Source organism: Nonomuraea sp. NPDC003707, assembly GCF_053587055.1.
Window position 1 is genome coordinate 1 of record NZ_JBSFNK010000032.1, and the last position, 18,523, is coordinate 18,523.

Here is an 18,523-nt window from a genome sequence, read left to right on the forward strand (position 1 = left end):
CGCCGCGATCTGGCACAACCACGCAACCAACGCCCCGATCACCCGGTCACTGACCGCCTACGACCACTGACCGGAGATCGGACTTACTCGTCTAGGACAACGCCGTGATCCACGGCACCGCCGCCGCGGCCACCATGGTCGGCAAGCCCTCGACCATCGGCCACGTCGCCTACTTCTTCTCCACCCAGTACGGTTCCACCCTCGAATACCTCGGACTCCCCACGACCTGGGACCGCATCATCACCCGCGGCGAGCACGCCACTCACGGATTCACCGCCTTCTGGCTCGACCACAGCATCCCCGTGGCCGCCCTGACCATCGACAACCGGGGCGCCGCCGATCACCTGCGCACCCTCATCGCCACCGGGCACCCCGCCGACCCGCAACAACTCGCCGACCCCGACACCCCCTTGCCGAACCTCCTGCCGAACGCGCCGAGCCGTACCTCGTGAGACCCTTTCGTACGACAGGCCAAAGGGGCCGAATCAGGCCAGGGCGGCGCGAGTACCAGGCTGCTCGCTCGGCTGCGAGCCCCGTGGGCGGCTACCGACGGCGGAGGGCTGGTCGTCACCGCGCACCGCCCGATCGAAGCGGCGAGCGGATCACGCCTCACATCGTCGACGTCGCCGGCCGGACCCCCTTAGCGCTTCTCCTGTGGTTCGCCGGTGATCCAGTTCCAGTTGGCGATCGTGGTGCGCATCAGGCGGGCGGCGGTGGACAGGTGGCTACCGGCGCCCCAGTACAGGGTGACCGCGCGTCGGCAGTCAGGGCTGTCGACAGGGACCCAGGCGGCTGGGACCCGCGTGGAGCCGGTCCGGGCGAAGGCGGGGACGAGACCGATGCCGAGCCCAGCGCTGATCAGGGCCGCGATGGCACTGGGCTCGTCGACCTCGCAGACGATCTTCGGGGTATGGTCTCGTGCGGCGAAGAGCCGGTCCAGGAGTCGGCGTTGCCAGTGCCCTTTGCGGGCGCTGACGAAGGGCTGGCCGGTGAGCTCGTCGATGCTCACCGACGTACGGCTCGCCAGCGGATGGCCGAGCGGCGTGGCTACACCGACCGCCTCATCGAGCAGTTGGACCGCCTCCAGGCCCTCAGCGGAAATCGGCTGGGAGGCGACGCACAGGTCGACGTCCTGGGCCCGCAGGTGACGGCCCATCTCCTCGGCCGCCATCCAGCGGAGTTCGACCTCGATGGTCGGGTGAGCTCGTTTGAAGGCCGCCAGCGGCCCGGTGAGCGTGAGGAAGGTCTCCGACGCGAGCCGTACGGTGCCCACACCCTCGCTGACGGCCTCGGCGACGGCTCGCCGCCCCGCATCCAGCTCCCCCAGGGAGCGTTCGACGTAATCGCGGAAGAGCTTGCCCGCGTCATTCAGTCGCAGCCGGCCGCTCCGGTCGAACAGCGGTGTGCGCAGCTCGCTCTCCAGCCGGGCGATGGTACGGCTCAGCGACGGCTGGGCGACGCGAAGCTCCTCGGCCGCGCCGCTGAGATGTTCCAGCCGCGCCACCACCAGGAACTGCCTGAGCGAGTTCAGCTCCATCACGTCTCCAGGTACATAGCACTCCGGCGATATTAACCATAGTCAAGATAGCCTGTGAGCCATAGCGTCTGGATCTGTTCGCCCATCGAGTGGGGAGGATCCCTCACGGGACACGCGCCGGCTGTCTGGCACACCTGAGGCATGCGGACGAATGCCTCAGGATCGGCGCGACATGCCACGGGTCGGATGAGACCGAACACATACCGATCACGGTAGCCGGACGGAGCGCAGATGTGACACTGAGCCGCCTGGACCCGGCAGTCCGTACGTCCTGCTCGCCGCGGGGATCGGCGTGCTGGGGGCCGGCTTCGGGCTGCTCATGCAGAACCTGGTCGTCCTCGCGCAGAACGCGGCCTCCCCCGCGGATCTGGCCGCCACCACCTCGGCCACGGTGTCCGTCCGCGGGCTGGGCCTCTCGCTCGGCGTGGCGATCTTCGGCAACCTCCTGACCCGGGAACTCCAGGTCCGCGCCCCGAGCCCGGAGGCGACCCCGACGTCCTGTTCTGGGGCGCGCCGGCCGCGGCCGTGCTGGTGGCGCTGATGATCCTGCTGCCCTCGCCCCGCGGTCAGGCGCTCAGCGAGTCGAGCAGCCGCAGGCGCTCGGCCGAGTCCGTCCCGGGCGCCGCGCCGAGGAAGATGATCCGCTGGCCGGGGTCGTCGGGCACGCGCATGGTCTCCTCGTTGAGCTCCAGCGGCCCGACGAGGGGATGGTTGATCCGCCGTACCGAGTAGGTGCACTCGGCGACCCGCTGGCCGCCCCAGACGCGGGTGAAGTCGGGGCTCTTGATGCTCAGCTCGCCGATCAGCTCGGCCAGCAGGGGATCGTCCGGCATGTCGCCGGTGGCCATGCGCAGGTATGCGGCGACCTCGCCGGCGTGCGTCTCCCAGTCGGGATACAGGTCGCGCATGGCCGGGTCGAGGAACATCGTCTTGGCCAGGTTCACCCGCTGACCGGGGTTCAGGCCGTACAGCGCGTAGCCGAGCCGGTTGCCGCCGAGCAGGTCGAAGTACCTGCCGAGGATGATCGCCGCCTGGTCGGCGACCCCCTCCACCAGCGCCACCACCGACGGACGCAGCCGCTCGGGGCCGTAGGGACGGCGCGCCACCTGCACCTGTTCGGGACGGGCGAGCCGCACCAGGTGCATGCGCTCATCGGCGGTCAGCTGGAAGGCGTTGCCCAGCGCCTCCAGCACCGAGTCCGACATCTGATGGCTCTCGCCCTGCTCCAGGCGCGTGTAGTAGTTCACGCTGATCCCGGCCAGCTGCGCCACCTCGTCGCGGCGCAGCCCCGGCACCCGGCGCGCCGCACCGTAGGTCGGCACGCCGCCGGCCTCGGGCGTCAACGCGGCACGGCGGGCGCGAAGGAACTCCCCCAACTGCTCTCCCATGCCCCCATTGTCGCCGCATCCGCCGGCCGCTCCCATCCCCTGTCATGGGTACCCAGGACAGGGGCAGGCGCCCACGCGAGAACGCCGCCAAGGTGAAGGCATGACCGACAAGAAGATCATCGCTGTGGTCGGGGCCACCGGAGCGCAGGGCGGCGGACTGGTCCGCGCCATCCTCGCCGACCCCGACGGACCGTTCACCGTCCGCGCCCTCACCCGCGACACCGCCTCCCCGCAGGCCCGCGCCCTGGCCGAGCAGGGCGCCGAGGTCGTGTACGCCGACCTCGACGACGAGGACAGCGCGCATCACGCCTTCGCCGGGGCCTGGGGCGCGTACGTCGTGACCAACTTCTGGGCCCGGCGCACCCCCGAGCAGGAGGCCGCCCGCGATGCCGCCCGCATGGAGATCGACCAGGCGCACGCGGCCGCCCGCGCCGCCAAGGCCGCCGCGCTCAGGCACGTCGTGTGGTCCACGCTCGAGGACACCCGGCCGCACTTCGCCCACCTGGGCCGCCGGGTGCCGACGCTGCTCGGGGAGTACGCGGTGCCGCACTTCGACGCCAAGGCCGAGGCCAACGCGGCCTTCACCGGTCTCGGCGTGCCGACCACGTTCCTGCAGACCACCTTCTACTACGAGGCCTTCCTCCAGGGACAGGGCCCGCACCGCGACGCGAGCGGCCGCCTCGTGCTGACCCTGCCCATGGCGGGCAACCCGATGTCCATGATCGCCGCCGAGGACATCGGCCGCACCGCACTCGGCATCTTCCGGCGGGGCCCGGAGTTCGTCGGCCGCACCGTGAGCATCGCCGGCGAGCACGCCGACGGCAAGGAGCTCGCGGAGAAGTTCACCACACTGCTCGGCGAGCCGGTGACCTACGCGCCGCTGACCTACGACCAGATGCGGGCCGCCGGATTCCCCGGCGCCGTCGAGATCGGCAACATGTTCGAGTTCTACTCCGAGGCGTCCGCCTACTTCACCGGCGTACGCGACCTCGGCCTGGTACGCGAGCTCAACCCCCGGCTGCGCTCCCTCGACGACTGGCTGAACGAGCACCGCGACGAGATCACGGCCGCCATCTGACGGCCGCGGCGTACGATCACACTCCGTCTCCGGGGACCGGACGCCCCCGGAAGATCCGCCAGATCAACCACGCCTGCAGCAGACCGGCACCGGCCAGGACCACGGTGAGCAACACCGGGTTCGCGATCTGAGGCGGCACCAGGTCCCATCCCCACCGGATCAGCCAGCCGAGGGGGAAGGTGACGCCGACGAGCGCGACGCCGCTCAGCAGAATCGGATCCCGCACCGTCAGCAGGATCACCAGCGAGACCACGCCGAGAACCAGCACCAGAGCGGCGTAGACGACGGCGAGCACAGCCGCGACCTTGCCGTTCCTGTAACGGCGCATCCGACCACGTCCTTCACGGGAGACGACGGCGTCCACCCACGATCCTTTCACGGACGCCCGGCCACGACCCTCCTCGACGCCTCGAGCGCAGGGGCGGTGTCGCGCCCGCGGCTTCTCCCACGGCATGTCGAGCACGGCATGTCGAGCACGGCATGTCGAGGGCGAACCCGACCGCGTGGCCGAGCGCCGTCGCCTGCCCGGCCACGCCCGACCCTCGGTGGCGGTGTCGTCGTCCGTACTCCACCCGCCGTAGCCGCACCTCCCGATACCCCCCGGGGAGTATAGGGCGGTGACGTCGCCGGGACGACGACACCACCACGCCCGGACCGCGATGCTCGACACCTCATCCGGAAGAAAGGCATCGCCCCATGTCATCGACCCTGGTACGGCACATCACCCCCGTCCTCCCGCACCGCGCCCGCGGTGTGGTGGCCGAGGTGTACGCGCAGGTCAACGCCGAGTTCAGCAGCATCGGACCGGCCGTGATGATGATGTCGCCCTCCCCCGAGCTCATGGCCGCGGGCTGGTCGCTCATGCGCGAGAGCCAACTGGCCGGCGACGTCCCCGCGCTGGAGAAGGCCGTCGTGGCGCTGGGCGCGGCGCAGGCCAACGACCTCGACTACGACATCCAGGCGTTCCTGTCGGTGCTGCGCCTGCTGGGCGAGCCGCACCTGGCCGAGGCCATCGAACGCGGCGACCCGCCCGCCGACGCCAGGCTCGCCGCCCTGCTGGACTGGGCCGCCTCCACCGGAGTGGCCGCCCGGGAGCCGCAACGGCCTCCGTTCCCCGCCGGACCCGAAGCCGCCGAATTCCTCGGCACGCTCCTGTTCACGCACTTCGTCGACCGGGTCGCGGCCGCCATGCTGCCCGCCGGGCTGACCCCCGGCACCCTGGCCCCCGACGACGAACCGCCCTTCGACGGCGCCCCCGTCCTGCGCCCGCTCGACCAGGACCTGCGCCCCGGCGCCACACTCCCCCTGCTGGACGGGCTGCCCACCGCGCCACCCCCGCCGTGGGCGGCCGACCACCCGATCGGCGCCGCGTACGCCGCCCTCACCGCCACCGCCGCCCAGGGCGCCGGCCTGCTCACCCCTGAGGCCGCGGACGTGACGGCCGAAGTGATCGCCGAGCACCGGGGCCGCCTGCTGCCGGTCGGCGACCGGCTCGACCGGCCGCTGGCGGGCCTGACACCGGACGAGCGGGCGGGAGCGCGGGTCGCGATCCTCGCCGGCCTGGCGCCGCACGCCATCACCGACGAGCACGTCGCCGCCTGGCGCGCCACCGACCGCCGCTTCAGCGACCACTGCACCGTCTTCCTGCTCGCCTACGGCGCCATGACCGCCGTCACCCACATCGAAGCCGACCTCACCACCTGACCCCGTACGGGACGGGCTGACCGCCGCGATCATCGTCGACCAGCAGCGCCACCCCCACCTGCGCTCCCCCACCAGGGACGGCCGCTCCGGCACGACCTGCCACACCACGCAGGCGATACCGCGGACGGCCGCCCCCACCGGGACCGCTACACCACAGACGGGCCTCTCACCGGCGGCGCGGCGCGAACGGCGGTAACTCCGCCACGTCCACATCCGCGTCCGGCCACCGCCGCCGCAGCGCCTCGCCCACCCGCCAGCCCCACCCGGCCAGCCCCAGCAGCACGCCGAACGACTCCGCCACCCGGGCCGCCGCCTCCACCGTCGCCACCAGCTGCACCCGGCTGTCATCACCCGCCGCCCGCCCATCCACCTGCGACAACCGTTGCAACCGGAGCAACACGTAGGAGAAGCACGCCGCCGCCAGCCCGAACCCGAACCGCCGATCATCCTCCGCCTCCGGCACCCCCACGGCCAGAGCCCGCCGATACGCCTCCCCCATCCCCCCGTCCACCGACAGCCACGCGGGACCCGGAACGTACAGGCAGACCGCGTCATGCAGCGCATGCGTGAACCCGGCGAACTCGAAATCGATCACCCGCGCGTCCGGCGCCCCCGACGCCCGCACCAGAACGTTGTTCGCCTCCGGATCCCCGTTGCTCAACGCGAGAAAAGGCCCCGGATCCCCCAGCTCCTCCAGCACCACCGCCAGCTCCCGCTCAGCACCACCGGCGACCTCCACCCCCAAGGCCGCGACCTGCAGCCGCCCCTCCTCCCGGAACCCGGCGAACCTCCCCGCGCAGTCCGCCACCCGATCGACCGCCCCCAGAGCCGCCCTGCGCGCGTAATAGACCTCAGCCCGGCCGGCGGTCACGGCGTTGAGCTCACCGCGCGCCCGGGCGAACGCCGCCAGCCGCTCCCCGTGCGCCGCCGCCCCGCCCGCCCGCAGCAGGCCGTCCAACGGCACCCGCGGCGCCAGATCCTCCAGCACCACCAGCCCCGCCGCCGGATCCGCGGCCACCACCCTCGGCGCCAGCCGCACGCCGAGATCGTCGGACAGGAACCCCAGGGCGGCCACCTCGCTCCGCAGCCGCCACGGCTCCGAACGGTCGGGACCGGGCGCATGGGGCCGCATCCACTTCACGATCACCGAGCCGTGCGAGCCGCTCAGCTCCGCCCGCGCGACCGCCCAGGGCTCCAGCCGCCGCCACCCGACGACGGTGGCAGGCGACAGCAGCTTCTCGACCTTACTGACAAGGCTGTTCTCCGTGGGATCGAGGATGATCATCGGCCCGGCGCCTTTACAAAGTAGATTTCTTAGGGAGGGCGACCAGGTGCTGCAGCCGCCGCGCCTCCTGGACCAGCCTGCTCGACCCCTTGCGGGCCGCCACCGCCGTCACGTCCGGCAGCTCGGCCCGTACGCCGGCGATCCTGGCCGCCCGAGCCCCCGCCGCCAGGAGGTCGGCCGCGCCCGCGCGGGGCCGTTCGCCCTCCTGGGGCAGCAGCCCGGGCAGGAGCCGTACGACCACCTCCCACACCGCCTCGTGCGCCCCGGCCTGCGTGGCGTCGTCGAGCACCGACACCACCCGGTTGAGCTTGAGGAACCCCTCGGCGACCAGCTTGGTGAGCGTCTCCGCCAGCGCCTGCGCCGGCACCCGGCCGCGGGCGGCCAGCGTCAGGAGGGCGTCGGTGGCCGCGGCGCGGTCGGCGGCGTTCTCGTGGCCCATGCCGCAGGCGAGCGCATGCGCCACGGCGCTGCCGAGCGGCCCGTCGGCGTGGGCCAGGCCGACCAGCGACTGCGTCTGCGCCTCGCTGGAGTCGATGCAGATCGACATCATCCAGACCATGTGCGCGGCCACGATCTCCGGGTGCGAGGGCATGGCGAGCGGCCACCATTCGAGCGTGAACGCGTAGCCGGTCTGCGGCCGGTAGAGCGGGCGGAGCTCCTCGGGAAGATCGTCCGGCACGTCCAGCACGGGGCGCAGGGCGGGCATGCCCGACAGGTAGTAGCCGTTGCGCTCGGTGCGCAGGTGGACCGTCACCCGCGGATCGGGGGCCCCGCCGTCGCGCATCCAGGCGGCGCACGCGCGGCCCGCCTCGGAGGTCAGCCGCCGCGCCCGCCGCACGCACGCGTCGGGCAGGTCGCGGGGCAGCCGCAGCAGGGCCTGGACCAGGTCGCCGGGCAGTGCCCGCGCCCCGGCGGCCTCCAGCAGCTCGAGGCGGTCGAGCAGCACCCCGGGATCGACGTGGCCACTGCCCGCCGTGGGTGTGGCCAGCAGGACCGGGTAGCCGTCACCCTCCTCGTACGAGCGCGCGAGCTCGGCCGCGCGGCCGAGGTAGAGCTGCTTGAACCCGCCCAGGGTCGGCGGCTGCCGGATGGCGTCCTTGGGCAGCGCATCCCCGGCCCCGGGCGCGGCGAACGCCAGGAACGCCCGGCGCACGGCATGGACCGGGTCCTCGCGGTTGTGACCGAAGAAGATCGAATCGAACGGCTCCAGCCAGGGACGTAACGCCTCGCGCAGCGCGTCGGGCGCCCGATGCGACCACTCGACCAGCCCGGCCAGCAGGCGTTCGTACGTGTGCGGATCCACCTCGGGGACGCTCACCGCGCGTACGAGCTGGTCCGGCGAGGCGTACGGCGGCGGCAACGCCGGCCCTTGCCCCACTGCCGGCAGCGGCGTGACGATCACCTCCTCGGCGGCGATGTCACCCCCGTACACCGCCGAGACCCGCTCCAGCAGCTCCTCGGGCAGCCCGGCCGCCGCCTGCCGCACCGCCTCCCGGCCGGCCTCCCCCGCCCGCGGGGCCAGCTTGACGGCCAGCCGCACGGCCCGCTCCTGCAACGCCAGCGTGTCCTGCGCGAAGATCAGGGACATGGCGGCCAGTACGACGTCCGCGCGGCGGGCGTCACGCAGCACGGCGTCGCCCGCCCACGACAGGGCCGCGCGCAGCAGCTTCTTCTCCGGCCGGAACGCCAGCGCCTCCATCGCCTCGGCGAACAGCTCCTCCTCCAGCCGCCCCGCCTCCTCCAGCCGCCGCAGCTGCGCCAGCGCCAGGTCGGCCACCGCCACCGGCCCGGCGGGCAGCAGCCGGGTGTAGTCTCTGGCCCGCTCGGCGGACTCGTCGATGTCGAGGTCGAGCCGATCGTGCAGGACGGCCAGGGCGCTCAGCGCCGACGGCCCGTCACGCAGCAGCCGCCCCACGATGCCGTCGATGACCGGTTTGCGCTCCAGCAGGCCGTCCTCGACGAGCCGGGCGACGGTCCCCACCTGCGCGGGAAGGGCCTCGCCCAGGCCGTCGACCTCGAAGAGCCGCGGCGCGAACGCGGTGAACAGCGGATCGGTGGCCGCCGTCCCCGGGTGGAGCGCGCGTAACCAGCCCACCATGAACGCGTCGCCATCCGGCGGCTCGATCCCGGTCTCGCGCACGAGCGCCGCGGCCACCTCCCAGTAGCGCATGTCGTTGAGGCGCAGGCGGGCGGCGATGCGGCGGGCCACGTCGGCCCGCCACTCGGCCGGCCGCTGCCGCAGCAGCAGGATCACGCGCTCGTCGTCGCTCTCGACCCACTGGAACTCGCGTCTGAACAGCCACGCCGTGACGGCCGCCGCGCCGCCCAGACACGCCACGCCCGCCAGCCGCAACGGCCTGAGCTGGTGCCGCCAGGACCACCAATCCTCCACCCGCAGCCCCGCCAGGTGGCGCGGCAGCTGCGCCGCCACCGCCTTGCGATCGTCGGCGTCCAGCTCCAGGAGCAGGCGGAAGACGCGGGCCACGTCACCGCCCTTGGCCGGCTTTAGCAGGCGCTCCCACGCGCTCATCCGGCCACCTCCGATGCGGACCGGGAAGAACCGGCGCATGACCACACCTCCGCTGCGTCAACCATGACGGTGACCCTAGCGATCACCCACGACAATCTCGGGCTCTGCGCGTCGACCAGCCCTTCGACGGGTTCAGAGCCTGGATCGGGTCGGCTCGCCCACGGCCGCGCGCTCCCGCTCCGGCTCGGGGGCGACGGGGGCTCTCATGAACGCCGCGGCGACGGCCGTGGCGGCCAGCAGCACGAGACCGAGCCCGAACGCCGGCGCCGCCGCGGCGTTCGCGTCCGAGCCGCCGGCCAGTCCGTGCAGGAAGACGCTGCCGAGCAGCGCGATCCCCAGCGTGCCGCCGAACTGCTGGACGGCGTTGAGCAGACCGGCCGCCGACCCGACCTGATGGGGGTGCAGGCGCGCCAGGGCGGCGGTGAAGAACGGGACGGTGACCATGCCGTTCCCGGCCCCGCACACCGCCAGCGCCACGAACAGCGGCCACGAGTACGCGCCCGCGTAGGCGGCCAGAGCCCCGAGGACCCCGGCGAACAGGACGGCGAGCCCGGCGAACATGACCCGTGACAGGCGGCGCGGCGTCATCCGCGCGCCCACGATCCCGGAGGAGATCGCCAGCCCGACCGACCACGGGAGCAGGGTCAGCCCGGCGGTCAGGACGTCGCGGCCCAGGCCGAGCTGTACCTGCAGCACGACGACCAGCATCAGCCCGTTGGTCACCGCGAACAGCAGCGTCGAGGTCGCCAGCGCGGCCGGGAAGACCCGCTCGCCGAACAGGCTCGGCTCGACCAGGGGAGCACGCCCGCGCCGGGCCCGGCGGCGCTGGTGGAGCCCGAACGCCACCAGGACGAGGACCCCGGCGACGAGCAGGACCGCGCCCCACCCGGGCCGGACGGCGTCGCCGCCCTCGATGAGCGGGTAGACCACCAGCCCGGCGCCCAGCACCGCCAGCCCGGTCCCGGGCAGGTCCAGGCGAGGCGGCCGCGCGGCCCGGTCCTCGCGGAGCAAGGGGCCGACGGCGAGCACGGCCACGGCGAGGGGCACGTTGACCAGGAACGCCGCCCGCCACGACGAGCCGAACAGGTCGGCGTGGGTGAGCACGGCCCCGAGCACGGGCCCGAAGATCACCGACAGGCCCATGACGGGCCCGATGGTGCTCATCGCCCTGGCCAGCTCGGCTCCGGCGAACATCGAGCGGATCAACCCGATCGTCTGCGGGATGATCAAGGCGGCGGCCGTGCCCTGGAGCGCCCGCGCGCCGATCAGCACGCCCGCGCCGGGCGCCAGCGCGCAGCACAACGACGCCAGCGTGAACCCCGCGATCCCGATCAGGAACACCCGCTTGCGGCCGATCATGTCCCCCAACCGGCCACCCAAGATCAGGAACGCCGCGAACGGCAGCGTGTAGGCCGAGCTGAACCACTGGATGGCGGACTCGGAGCCGCCGAGCCCGGCGCGGATCACCGGCGCCGCGACCTGCACGATCGTCGAGTCCAGCACGTTCATCGCCTCAGCGGTCAGCAGCGCGCCCAGCACGACCCACCGCCACCGGTAGGCCACCGTCGGATCCTCCCGAACCGGCATGTCCCAGTCCCCCTCAGTCGTACGGATGACTTCCGCGACCAAGGCTGCGGCCACCGGCATCGGCGATTCCACAATGCCCGAGATGTTCGGGCAATTTTTCCACGAAGCCGGATCTCATGCATGATTTGCTCATGCTCGACGATCTGGACCGCGGTTTGATCCATGCCCTGCACATCGACGGGCGGGCGCCGTTCAGCGGCATCGCCCGGGCGCTGGGCGTGTCCACCCAGACCGTGGCCCGCCGCTACCAGCGGCTGCGCGCGAACGCCTCCCTGCGCGTCGTCGGGCTGCCCGACCCGTCCCGGGTGGGGCACAGCCAGTGGGTGGTCCGCCTCACCACCAGCCCGGTCGCGACCCGTACCCTCGCCCAGGCCCTGGCCCGGCGGCCCGACACGTCATGGATCAAGCTGCTGTCCGGCGGCACCGAGATCTTCGCCATGGTCCACGTCCCGCACGGCGTGGACGACCCGCCCTCGATGCTGCTGCACGACCTGCCCAGGAAGGCAGGGATCACGTCGGTCTCCGCCCAGTACCTGCTCCACCCCTACCGGGGCGGGCCCACCGCGTGGCAGGGCATCGCCCAGGCCCTCGACGAGGGACAGCAGCGGCAGCTCAGGCCGGCCGCGGCTGACGTGCCCGCCGCGCCGTCGGGCCGGCCGTCACTGGACCGCGCCGACCAGGCCCTGCTGGATGCCCTGCGCCATGACGGCCGGGCCGGCTACGCCGACCTCGCCAGGAGCACGGGCTGGTCCGAGGCCACGGTGGCGCGGCGCCTGACCGACCTGCGCGCCCACGGCACGATCTTCTTCGACCTCGAGATCGACCCCGTCCCCCTCGGCGTCGCGACCCAGGCGCTGCTCTGGATGGCGATCGCGCCGGCGCACCTCGACCAGGTCGCCACCGCCCTGGCGGGCCACGACGAGCTCGCCGCCGTCGCCCACACCACCGGCCCCACCAACCTGCTGGCCCACGCGCTGTGCTCCGGCACCGATCACCTGCACCGCTACATCACCCACCGGCTGGGGGCGTTGCCCGAGATCCGCACCATCGAGACCGCCCCCGTCCTGCAGACCGTCAAGCACGCCGGACCGCTCCGGCCCGGCGTCTGATCCTCACGAGCCGGCCGCTGACCCTCACGAGCCGGCCGCGCCGATCAGCCTGGCCGCCGCCGCCCTGGCGCGCAGCATCGCCGCACGGTCGTCGTCGACCACCACGCGCGCGTTGGCGCCGTCGATGAGCAGCAGCAACGCGTCGCCCACCTCTTCGGGCCGCGCCAGGCCCGCCTGCCCGGCCAGCGTGGCGAGCGTCCCGCGCAGCCACGACTTGTAGGCCGAGATCACCGCCCGCGCCGGGTGCCCGGGATCGGGCAGCTCGACCGCCGCGTTGGTGAACGGGCACCCGCGAAAGCCCTCGCGGCCGTGTCCCTCGGCCAGCCAGTCGAAGACCGCCAGCACCGCCTGCCCTCCCCGGACCCCGCTGCCGGCCAGGTACGCGCTCAGGGCGGCCTGCCGGGCGGCGCTGCGGCGGGCGAGGACCGCCGCCACGAGGTTCTCCTTGGACCCGAACTGGGCGTACAGGGTCGGCTTGGACACCCCGGCCCGCTCCACCAGCGTGTCGACGCCGGTCGCGCGGATGCCCTCGGCGTAGAAGACCTCGGTCGCCACCTCCAGCAACCGCTGCCCGCCCGGACTGAGCCGCCGATCCTCCATCCGCTCATACTTACAGGTCAGTAAAGCCCGCGGCAACACCGGCGGCCCGGACGGCCCGGCCGCCCACCGCCCGCAGGTACGCCAGCAGCTCCGGCGGCTCGTGCACCTCGAACTCGCAGCCGAGCATGAGCAGCCGCGCGGCCAGCCACTCCAGGGTGTCGGCGTGTCCGTGCAGCTCGCAGCTGTGCCCGTCCAGGGGCCGGACGTCGCCCGGAGCGGCGCCGAGCCGCTCGATCGCCTCCTCGGCCGGCAGGCGCAGGGTGGCCCGCACCTCGTAGGTGGGGGCGAGCGAGTAGATCTTGCGGGTGATGAAGGCGGCCGCGTCCGGCTCGGGCGGTTCGCGGGGCGCGAACCGGACGCCGGTCGGCCGCGGGGCGCCGAGCCGGTCGACGCGGAAGATCCGCCAGTCGTCGCGGTCGTCGTCGTACGCGAGCAGATACCAGCGGCGCCCGCCGGCCACCAGGCGGTAGGGCTCGACCAGCCGGCTGGACCGGCTGCCGTCGTTCGCCTGGTAGTCGAAGCGCAGGCGTTCGCGGTTGGCGGCCGTCCAGGCGAGCACCGCCAGGTTCTGCGGATCGACGCTCGGCCCGTTCGCGGCCGTCATCGACACCGTGGCGGCCCCGAGCGCGCCGACGCGCTGCCGCAGCCGCGCCGGCAGCACCTGCTCCAGCTTGGCCAGAGCGCGCACGGAGGCCTCCTCCATGCCGTCCACCGGCTGCCCGGCCGCCATGCGCAGGCCCACCGCGATGGCCACCGCCTCCTCGTCGTCCAGCAGCAGCGGCGGCATCGCCTTGCCGGCGATGAGCCGGTAGCCGCCCGCCGCCCCCATCGTCGCCTGCACCGGGTAGCCGAGCTCGCGCAGGCGGTCGATGTCGCGGCGGACCGTGCGAGGGCTGACCTCCAGCCGCTCGGCCAGCTCACTGCCGGGCCATTCGCGCGGGGTCTGCAGCAACGACAGCAGCGCGAGCAGCCGTGCGGGGGTGTCGCTCATGACTCCAAGTATGGGCGTCATGTAGGACATGGATCGACCTAGATGGCTCCTACCGTCGGCACGTCATCACGACCGCAGGAGGACAACCATGGGCACCGAGATCCGCCCTTTTCGCATCGACATCCCCCAGGCCGACCTGGACGACCTGAACGACCGGCTGGCCCGTACCCGGTGGTCCCGGCAGCTGCCGGGTGAGGGCTGGAGCCGCGGCATCCCCGCCGCCCACCTCGAGGAGCTGGCCGCCTACTGGCGCGACGGCTACGACTGGCGCCGGCACGAGGCGCGGCTGAACGGGTTCCCGCAGTTCATGACGGAGATCGACGGCCAGGACATCCACTTCCTGCACGTGCGCTCCGCCGAGCCGGACGCCCTGCCGCTCATCCTCACGCACGGCTGGCCGAACTCCTTCGTGGAGTTCGCCGACCTGATCGAGCTTCTCACCGACCCCCGCGCGCACGGCGGCGACCCCGCCCAGGCGTTCCACGTGGTGGTGCCGTCGCTGCCCGGGTTCGGGTTCTCCGCGCCGCCGCGCGAGACGGGCTGGGACGTCACGCGCGTGGCGCGGATCTGGGCGGAGCTGATGCGCCGCCTCGGGTACGACCGCTACGGCACCCAGGGCGGCGATTACGGCGCGTACGTCGCCCCGGAGGTCGCCACGACCGACCCGGAGCACGTGATCGGCGTCTACGTCATCAGCGGGCTCGGCTTCCCCACCCAGGACGACGTCCCGGAGATGACCGAGGACGAGCGGGCGGCGTTCGCGCGGCTGCAGGAGCAGGACTGGATGAACGGCGTGGACCACCATGGGCTGCTGCGCGCGGCGCCGGCGACCTTCGCCTACGGCTGGCACGACTCCCCGGTCGCGGCGCTGGCCTGGATGACGCACAAGTTCAAGGAGTTCACCGTCGCGGCCAAGACGCCGGAGGAGGTGATCGACCGCGACCTCCTCCTGACGAACGTGAGCCTCTACTGGCTCACCGCAACCTTCGGCACCTCGTCCTGGCCCTACTACGAGAGCACGGGCTTCGGCTGGCCGAAGGGGCAGACGGCGGCGCCGACCGGCGTCTACAGCGGGCCGCCCGGGATCCGGCGGCTCGCCGAGCGGCACAACACCATCCTGCACTGGCCCGAGGACAACACGGCCGGACACCACTTCGTCGCCATGGAGCAGCCCGGCCGCCTCGCGGCCGACCTGCGCGCGTTCTTCGCCAAGGTCCGCTGAGCTTTCCTGGTGCGGCCGCGTTCGGTGACGCGGCCGCACCAGGGTCAGAGCAGTTCGACGTAGCCCTCGGTGCCGTTGACGCGGATGAGCCGGCCGTCCTCGATGCGCCGGGTGGCGTTCTCCACGCCGACGACCGCGGGCAGGCCGTACTCCCTGGCGACCACGGCGCCGTGGGTCATCACCCCGCCGACCTCCATCACGACGCCCTTGACCGAGACGAACAGCGGCGACCAGCTCGGGTCGGTGTAGACGGTGACGAGGATGTCGCCCTCCTCGACGTCCGCCTCGTCCATGCTCAGCACGATGCGGGCGCGCCCCTCGACCACGCCCGACGAGACGGCGATGCCCGCCATTGCGCCTTCGGGCAGGGCGCCGGTGTCGTACTCGCCGGAGATCACCTCGCCCTCGGAGGTGATGACGCGCGGCGGCGTCAGCTTCCGGTCCTCCTCGAACGCCTCCCGCCGCTCGTCGACGAGCGCGGGGTCGATCCGCCCGCTCCGCACGACCTCCCTGAACTCCTCCAGCGACAGGAAGTACACGTCCTGCGGCTCCCTGATCACCCCGCGGGCGACGAGCTCGGCGGCCTCGGCGAGCAGCGCCCGCTTGTACAGCTCGTAGCGCTGGAGCAGGGCGTGCTTGGAGTACTCGCGGTAGCCGATGAAGTGGCGGATGAGGCTCATCTGCCGGGCCGCCTTCTTCGCCTTCCGCTCGCCGCCCGGCAGCGCCCTGAGGCGTTCCAGCAGGCCGGCGATGGTGCTCTCGGCCTCGGCGCGGCCGCGTTCGACCTTGCGGGCGCGCTCGCCGGGCGCGAAGTTGCGGACGTTGCTCAGCAGGAGCGGGACGAGCTGGGTGGGGTCCTCGCTCCACCGGGTCCGGGTGACGTCGATGTCGCCCGAGCAGTGCATCCCGTACGTGCGCAGGTAGCCCTCAAGGGCGCGGCGGGCCTCGGGACCGCCCTCCAGGCCGTCGAGCCCGGTGAGGAGCGTGTCCCGTCCGGCGCGTTCGAGGTGCTCGACCACCGCCGGGTACGGGCGGACGGCGTCCGCGACGTCCAGCAGGTCGAGGCCCATGGCGGCCACCACGTTGTGGTCGGCGGACTGGGCGATGGCGTCGGCGGCGTTCTGCACGCCGAGCCAGGCCTTCATGCGCTTGTTGACCCAGTTCACCGCCTGGATGCCGACGAAGGCCGCCGCCACGCTGCGCGGATCGAACGTGAGCCGGGCCAGCACGTCGTGGTCGTCCAGGATGTACGCGAACAGCTCGTCCCCCGACTTGCCCGCGATGCCGCGGCGCAGCTCCTCGACGGTCCGCTCGTTCTCGGCGATCAGCTCGGGCACGGCCTCGGTGTCGTCCTTGCCGGACATCTTCAGATATTGGCGGGCCATCGGCAGCAGCCCGCCCTCGCCGAAGTCCAGCATCGAGGTCTTGCCGTGGGCCAGGTCGCGCACGAAGTCCTTCCTGGTCAGGACCTGGCGCAGGGCGTTGGCCATGAGGACGTCCACCTGGCCGAGGCTCTTGAGCGTGACCGCGCGCGCCCACGACGAGGACAGCTCGGGCGAGACGTCCTTGTAGAACCGGCTGCCGGACACCGTCCCCGCCGAGCGGCCCAGCCGGTCGTGCAGGAGCGCGAACAGCGACAGGCCCAGGGGCTTGAAGGCGTCGGTCATCATCTGGCGGTGGCCGTACGACATGAAGACGTGGTTCTTGCCGTCGGCCGTCCCGGGCACCGGGTAGAGGGTGGTGATCGGGCGGCTCTGCAGGATCTGGAACTCGCCGCCGGCCAGGCCCCACTCGATGTCCTGCGGACGGCCGAAGTGGCTCTCGATGCGGCGGCCGAGGCGTTCGAGGCGGAGGATCTGCTCGTCGCTCAGGGTCTGCACGTGCCGGCGCGCGGGCTCGATCTCCCGCTCCTCCGTGCCGCCGTCCGGGGACGGGCGCAGCTCGATGTCCTGGGTGACGACGTTGCGCGCGGCGATCTCGCCCGCGCGTACGCGGTAGTTGTCGGCGTTCGCCACGCCCGACACGAACGCCTCCCCGAGGCCGAACCCGGCGTCGATCGAGACCACCTTCCGGTTGCACGTCACCGGGTCGGCGGTGAACATGATGCCCGCCGCCTCGGGGAAGACCATCTGCTGCACGACCACGGACACGCGCACCGCGCGGTGCTCGAAGCCGCTCTTGATCCGGTACGCCACCGCCCGGTCGGTGAACAGCGACGCCCAGCAGCGCCGCACGCTCGCGAGCACCGCAGGGGCTCCCCTGACGTTCAGGTACGTGTCCTGCTGCCCGGCGAACGAGCTGGACGGCAGGTCCTCGGCGGTGGCGCTGGAGCGCACCGCGCAGGGCACGTCGCCGAGCTCCCCGAGGCGGCGCAGGATGTCGTCCTCGATCTCGGCCGGTACGGGCAGCGTCTCGACGGCCTCCCGCAGGCGGGCGGACGCCTCGGCGATCCCGGCACGGTCGTCCGCGCGCAGCCCGGAGAGCCCGTCGATCAGCGCGGCGATCGTCGCGTCCGACTCGACGACCGCGCGGTAGGCCTCGGTGGTGACGCAGAAGCCCGGCGGCACCCGCACCCCCTCGACGGCGGACAGCTCGCCGAGGTTGGCCCCCTTGCCGCCGACCAGGGGGAGAAGCGTCTTGTCGATGTCGTGGAAGCCGAGCACGTAGGCACCCATGGCGTGTTCCCGTCTGCCTGTCATGGCCAATTAGGATACAGAGCTGACCTGTATCTTAATCCTCCGCGACCGCGGCGGGACCTCCGGGGTGACTCAGGTACGCGTCGAGCCCGGCGGCGCCGGTCAGCATGGCGCGACCGCGGGCCGTCAGCCGGGTCTGCCAGTCGCGCAGGGTCGCCTCCAGGGGCGCGATCCCCCCGGCGGAGCGCACCTGGGCGAGCAGCGGAGCGATCTGCTCGAGCAGGTAGCCGCCGCGTCTGAGCTGGTGGGCCAGCCGGGCGTCGCGCACGTCGGCGGCCGTGTAGACGCGGTAGCCGGTTTGAGGGTCGCGGCTCGGGTTGACCAGCCCGGCGCGCTCCCACTTGCGCAGCGTCGCGGGCCTGATGCCGAGCCTCCTGGCCAGCGGGCCGATGAAGGTGACGCCGCCGGGCCCGGGCCGCTCCACCGGCGCCGGCGCTCCGAGCCTCTCCTCCGCCGTCAGGTCGCGCAGCGCCCGCTCCACGGCCAGCAGCGTCCGGCGGTCGTCGAGCAGTTGCGCGTGGCTCTCGTCGATGAGCCGCAGGGCCTCCTCGACCGCGCCTCCGTTCACCTCCCGCATGATCGAGGTGGCCGTCTGGTGGCCGTGGCCGGGGATGAGGGAGAGGAAGGCGCGCAGGGCCTCCCGGTGGACGGGGGTATAGGTGCGGTAGCCGTGGGGAGTGCGCGCGGCCGGCGGGAGGATGCCCGCCTCTTCGTAGTTGCGGATCGCCTGCGTGGACAGGCCGTGCTCGCGCGCCAGATCCACGGGCCGGAGTCGCTCGCGGGGCATGGGCAAAGT

The 18,523-nt window shown here is 72.8% G+C and carries 16 protein-coding genes; 6 read left to right on the forward strand and 10 right to left on the reverse strand.

Going from position 1 to position 18,523, the window contains the following annotated elements; translation table 11 throughout:
- The first annotated feature begins 104 nt into the window (after positions 1 to 104).
- Positions 105 to 452 carry an oxidoreductase C-terminal domain-containing protein gene (locus ACWDRB_RS50480; protein WP_449907130.1) on the forward strand — a complete coding sequence of 116 codons (348 nt, stop codon included), beginning with the start codon at positions 105 to 107 and terminating at the stop codon, positions 450 to 452.
- 188 nt (positions 453 to 640) lie between these two features.
- Here the strand turns inward: ACWDRB_RS50480 and ACWDRB_RS50485 are convergent, their stop codons facing one another.
- Positions 641 to 1,537, reverse strand: coding sequence for a LysR family transcriptional regulator (locus tag ACWDRB_RS50485; protein ID WP_449907134.1), 897 nt, complete (start codon positions 1,535 to 1,537; stop codon positions 641 to 643).
- Positions 1,538 to 1,829: 292 nt separating this feature from the next.
- Here ACWDRB_RS50485 and ACWDRB_RS50490 point away from each other — a divergent pair, with 292 nt between their 5' ends.
- Entirely contained in the window at positions 1,830 to 2,078 is a 249-nt protein-coding gene (locus ACWDRB_RS50490; protein ID WP_449907137.1) for a hypothetical protein, read from the forward strand.
- Between the two features lie 25 nt (positions 2,079 to 2,103).
- On the opposite strand, the gene ACWDRB_RS50495 is transcribed toward ACWDRB_RS50490, so the two are convergent.
- The gene (locus tag ACWDRB_RS50495) at positions 2,104 to 2,925 is read right to left on the reverse strand and encodes a helix-turn-helix domain-containing protein (protein WP_449907140.1); all 822 of its coding nucleotides are present in this window, start codon (positions 2,923 to 2,925) and stop codon (positions 2,104 to 2,106) included.
- A 100-nt stretch (positions 2,926 to 3,025) separates the two neighbouring features.
- On the opposite strand from ACWDRB_RS50495, the gene ACWDRB_RS50500 reads away from it, so the two are divergent.
- Positions 3,026 to 4,003, forward strand: a complete 978-nt coding sequence (locus ACWDRB_RS50500) for an NmrA/HSCARG family protein (RefSeq protein ID WP_449907143.1) — start codon at positions 3,026 to 3,028, stop codon at positions 4,001 to 4,003.
- 16 nt (positions 4,004 to 4,019) lie between these two features.
- Here the strand turns inward: ACWDRB_RS50500 and ACWDRB_RS50505 are convergent, their stop codons facing one another.
- Entirely contained in the window at positions 4,020 to 4,331 is a 312-nt protein-coding gene (locus tag ACWDRB_RS50505; RefSeq protein WP_449907146.1) for an SCO4225 family membrane protein, read from the reverse strand.
- A gap of 368 nt (positions 4,332 to 4,699) precedes the next feature.
- Here ACWDRB_RS50505 and ACWDRB_RS50510 point away from each other — a divergent pair, with 368 nt between their 5' ends.
- A complete protein-coding gene (locus tag ACWDRB_RS50510; protein WP_449907149.1) occupies positions 4,700 to 5,707 on the forward strand; it encodes a carboxymuconolactone decarboxylase family protein in 1,008 nt (335 codons plus the stop codon).
- 166 nt (positions 5,708 to 5,873) lie between these two features.
- Here the strand turns inward: ACWDRB_RS50510 and ACWDRB_RS50515 are convergent, their stop codons facing one another.
- From ACWDRB_RS50515 to ACWDRB_RS50525, 3 genes are all read right to left on the reverse strand, one after another.
- Positions 5,874 to 6,992 carry a phosphotransferase gene (locus tag ACWDRB_RS50515; RefSeq protein ID WP_449907152.1) on the reverse strand — a complete coding sequence of 373 codons (1,119 nt, stop codon included), beginning with the start codon at positions 6,990 to 6,992 and terminating at the stop codon, positions 5,874 to 5,876.
- Positions 6,993 to 7,005: 13 nt separating this feature from the next.
- Positions 7,006 to 9,561 carry a DUF7825 domain-containing protein gene (locus ACWDRB_RS50520; protein WP_449907155.1) on the reverse strand — a complete coding sequence of 852 codons (2,556 nt, stop codon included), beginning with the start codon at positions 9,559 to 9,561 and terminating at the stop codon, positions 7,006 to 7,008.
- A 93-nt stretch (positions 9,562 to 9,654) separates the two neighbouring features.
- The gene (locus tag ACWDRB_RS50525; RefSeq protein ID WP_449907158.1) at positions 9,655 to 11,109 is read right to left on the reverse strand and encodes an MFS transporter; all 1,455 of its coding nucleotides are present in this window, start codon (positions 11,107 to 11,109) and stop codon (positions 9,655 to 9,657) included.
- A 131-nt stretch (positions 11,110 to 11,240) separates the two neighbouring features.
- Between ACWDRB_RS50525 and ACWDRB_RS50530 the strand changes: the two genes are divergently transcribed.
- On the forward strand, positions 11,241 to 12,218 hold the full coding sequence (locus ACWDRB_RS50530; protein ID WP_449907161.1) for an Lrp/AsnC family transcriptional regulator: 978 nt from the start codon (positions 11,241 to 11,243) through the stop codon (positions 12,216 to 12,218).
- Between the two features lie 24 nt (positions 12,219 to 12,242).
- Here ACWDRB_RS50530 and ACWDRB_RS50535 read toward each other — a convergent pair whose 3' ends face one another.
- Together ACWDRB_RS50535 and ACWDRB_RS50540 are read right to left on the reverse strand one after the other, a co-directional pair.
- The gene (locus tag ACWDRB_RS50535) at positions 12,243 to 12,818 is read right to left on the reverse strand and encodes a TetR/AcrR family transcriptional regulator (protein ID WP_449907164.1); all 576 of its coding nucleotides are present in this window, start codon (positions 12,816 to 12,818) and stop codon (positions 12,243 to 12,245) included.
- A 10-nt stretch (positions 12,819 to 12,828) separates the two neighbouring features.
- Positions 12,829 to 13,809 (reverse strand): helix-turn-helix transcriptional regulator, encoded by a 981-nt coding sequence (locus ACWDRB_RS50540; RefSeq protein ID WP_449907166.1) that lies wholly within the window; start codon positions 13,807 to 13,809, stop codon positions 12,829 to 12,831.
- Positions 13,810 to 13,897: 88 nt separating this feature from the next.
- On the opposite strand from ACWDRB_RS50540, the gene ACWDRB_RS50545 reads away from it, so the two are divergent.
- Positions 13,898 to 15,031 (forward strand): epoxide hydrolase family protein, encoded by a 1,134-nt coding sequence (locus ACWDRB_RS50545; protein ID WP_449907169.1) that lies wholly within the window; start codon positions 13,898 to 13,900, stop codon positions 15,029 to 15,031.
- 44 nt (positions 15,032 to 15,075) lie between these two features.
- Here the strand turns inward: ACWDRB_RS50545 and rph are convergent, their stop codons facing one another.
- Both rph and ACWDRB_RS50555 read right to left on the reverse strand, forming a co-directional pair.
- Entirely contained in the window at positions 15,076 to 17,730 is a 2,655-nt protein-coding gene (rph, locus tag ACWDRB_RS50550; protein ID WP_449907172.1) for a rifamycin-inactivating phosphotransferase, read from the reverse strand.
- A gap of 31 nt (positions 17,731 to 17,761) precedes the next feature.
- The gene (locus ACWDRB_RS50555) at positions 17,762 to 18,514 is read right to left on the reverse strand and encodes a TioE family transcriptional regulator (protein ID WP_449907175.1); all 753 of its coding nucleotides are present in this window, start codon (positions 18,512 to 18,514) and stop codon (positions 17,762 to 17,764) included.
- Between the last annotated feature and the right edge of the window lie 9 nt (positions 18,515 to 18,523).

What these genes read in the sequence shown, in the direction of transcription:
- ACWDRB_RS50485 (WP_449907134.1), bottom strand. Translation starts at nt 1,537, where the DNA reads ATGGAGCTGAACTCGCTCAGGCAGTTCCTGGTGGTGGCGCGGCTGGAA.
- ACWDRB_RS50495 (WP_449907140.1), bottom strand. Translation starts at nt 2,925, where the DNA reads ATGGGAGAGCAGTTGGGGGAGTTCCTTCGCGCCCGCCGTGCCGCGTTG.
- ACWDRB_RS50500 (WP_449907143.1), top strand. Translation starts at nt 3,026, where the DNA reads ATGACCGACAAGAAGATCATCGCTGTGGTCGGGGCCACCGGAGCGCAG.
- ACWDRB_RS50505 (WP_449907146.1), bottom strand. Translation starts at nt 4,331, where the DNA reads ATGCGCCGTTACAGGAACGGCAAGGTCGCGGCTGTGCTCGCCGTCGTC.
- ACWDRB_RS50510 (WP_449907149.1), top strand. Translation starts at nt 4,700, where the DNA reads ATGTCATCGACCCTGGTACGGCACATCACCCCCGTCCTCCCGCACCGC.
- ACWDRB_RS50515 (WP_449907152.1), bottom strand. Translation starts at nt 6,992, where the DNA reads ATGATCATCCTCGATCCCACGGAGAACAGCCTTGTCAGTAAGGTCGAG.
- ACWDRB_RS50520 (WP_449907155.1), bottom strand. Translation starts at nt 9,561, where the DNA reads ATGCGCCGGTTCTTCCCGGTCCGCATCGGAGGTGGCCGGATGAGCGCG.
- ACWDRB_RS50525 (WP_449907158.1), bottom strand. Translation starts at nt 11,109, where the DNA reads ATGCCGGTTCGGGAGGATCCGACGGTGGCCTACCGGTGGCGGTGGGTC.
- ACWDRB_RS50530 (WP_449907161.1), top strand. Translation starts at nt 11,241, where the DNA reads ATGCTCGACGATCTGGACCGCGGTTTGATCCATGCCCTGCACATCGAC.
- ACWDRB_RS50535 (WP_449907164.1), bottom strand. Translation starts at nt 12,818, where the DNA reads ATGGAGGATCGGCGGCTCAGTCCGGGCGGGCAGCGGTTGCTGGAGGTG.
- ACWDRB_RS50540 (WP_449907166.1), bottom strand. Translation starts at nt 13,809, where the DNA reads ATGAGCGACACCCCCGCACGGCTGCTCGCGCTGCTGTCGTTGCTGCAG.
- ACWDRB_RS50545 (WP_449907169.1), top strand. Translation starts at nt 13,898, where the DNA reads ATGGGCACCGAGATCCGCCCTTTTCGCATCGACATCCCCCAGGCCGAC.
- rph (WP_449907172.1), bottom strand. Translation starts at nt 17,730, where the DNA reads ATGACAGGCAGACGGGAACACGCCATGGGTGCCTACGTGCTCGGCTTC.
- ACWDRB_RS50555 (WP_449907175.1), bottom strand. Translation starts at nt 18,514, where the DNA reads ATGCCCCGCGAGCGACTCCGGCCCGTGGATCTGGCGCGCGAGCACGGC.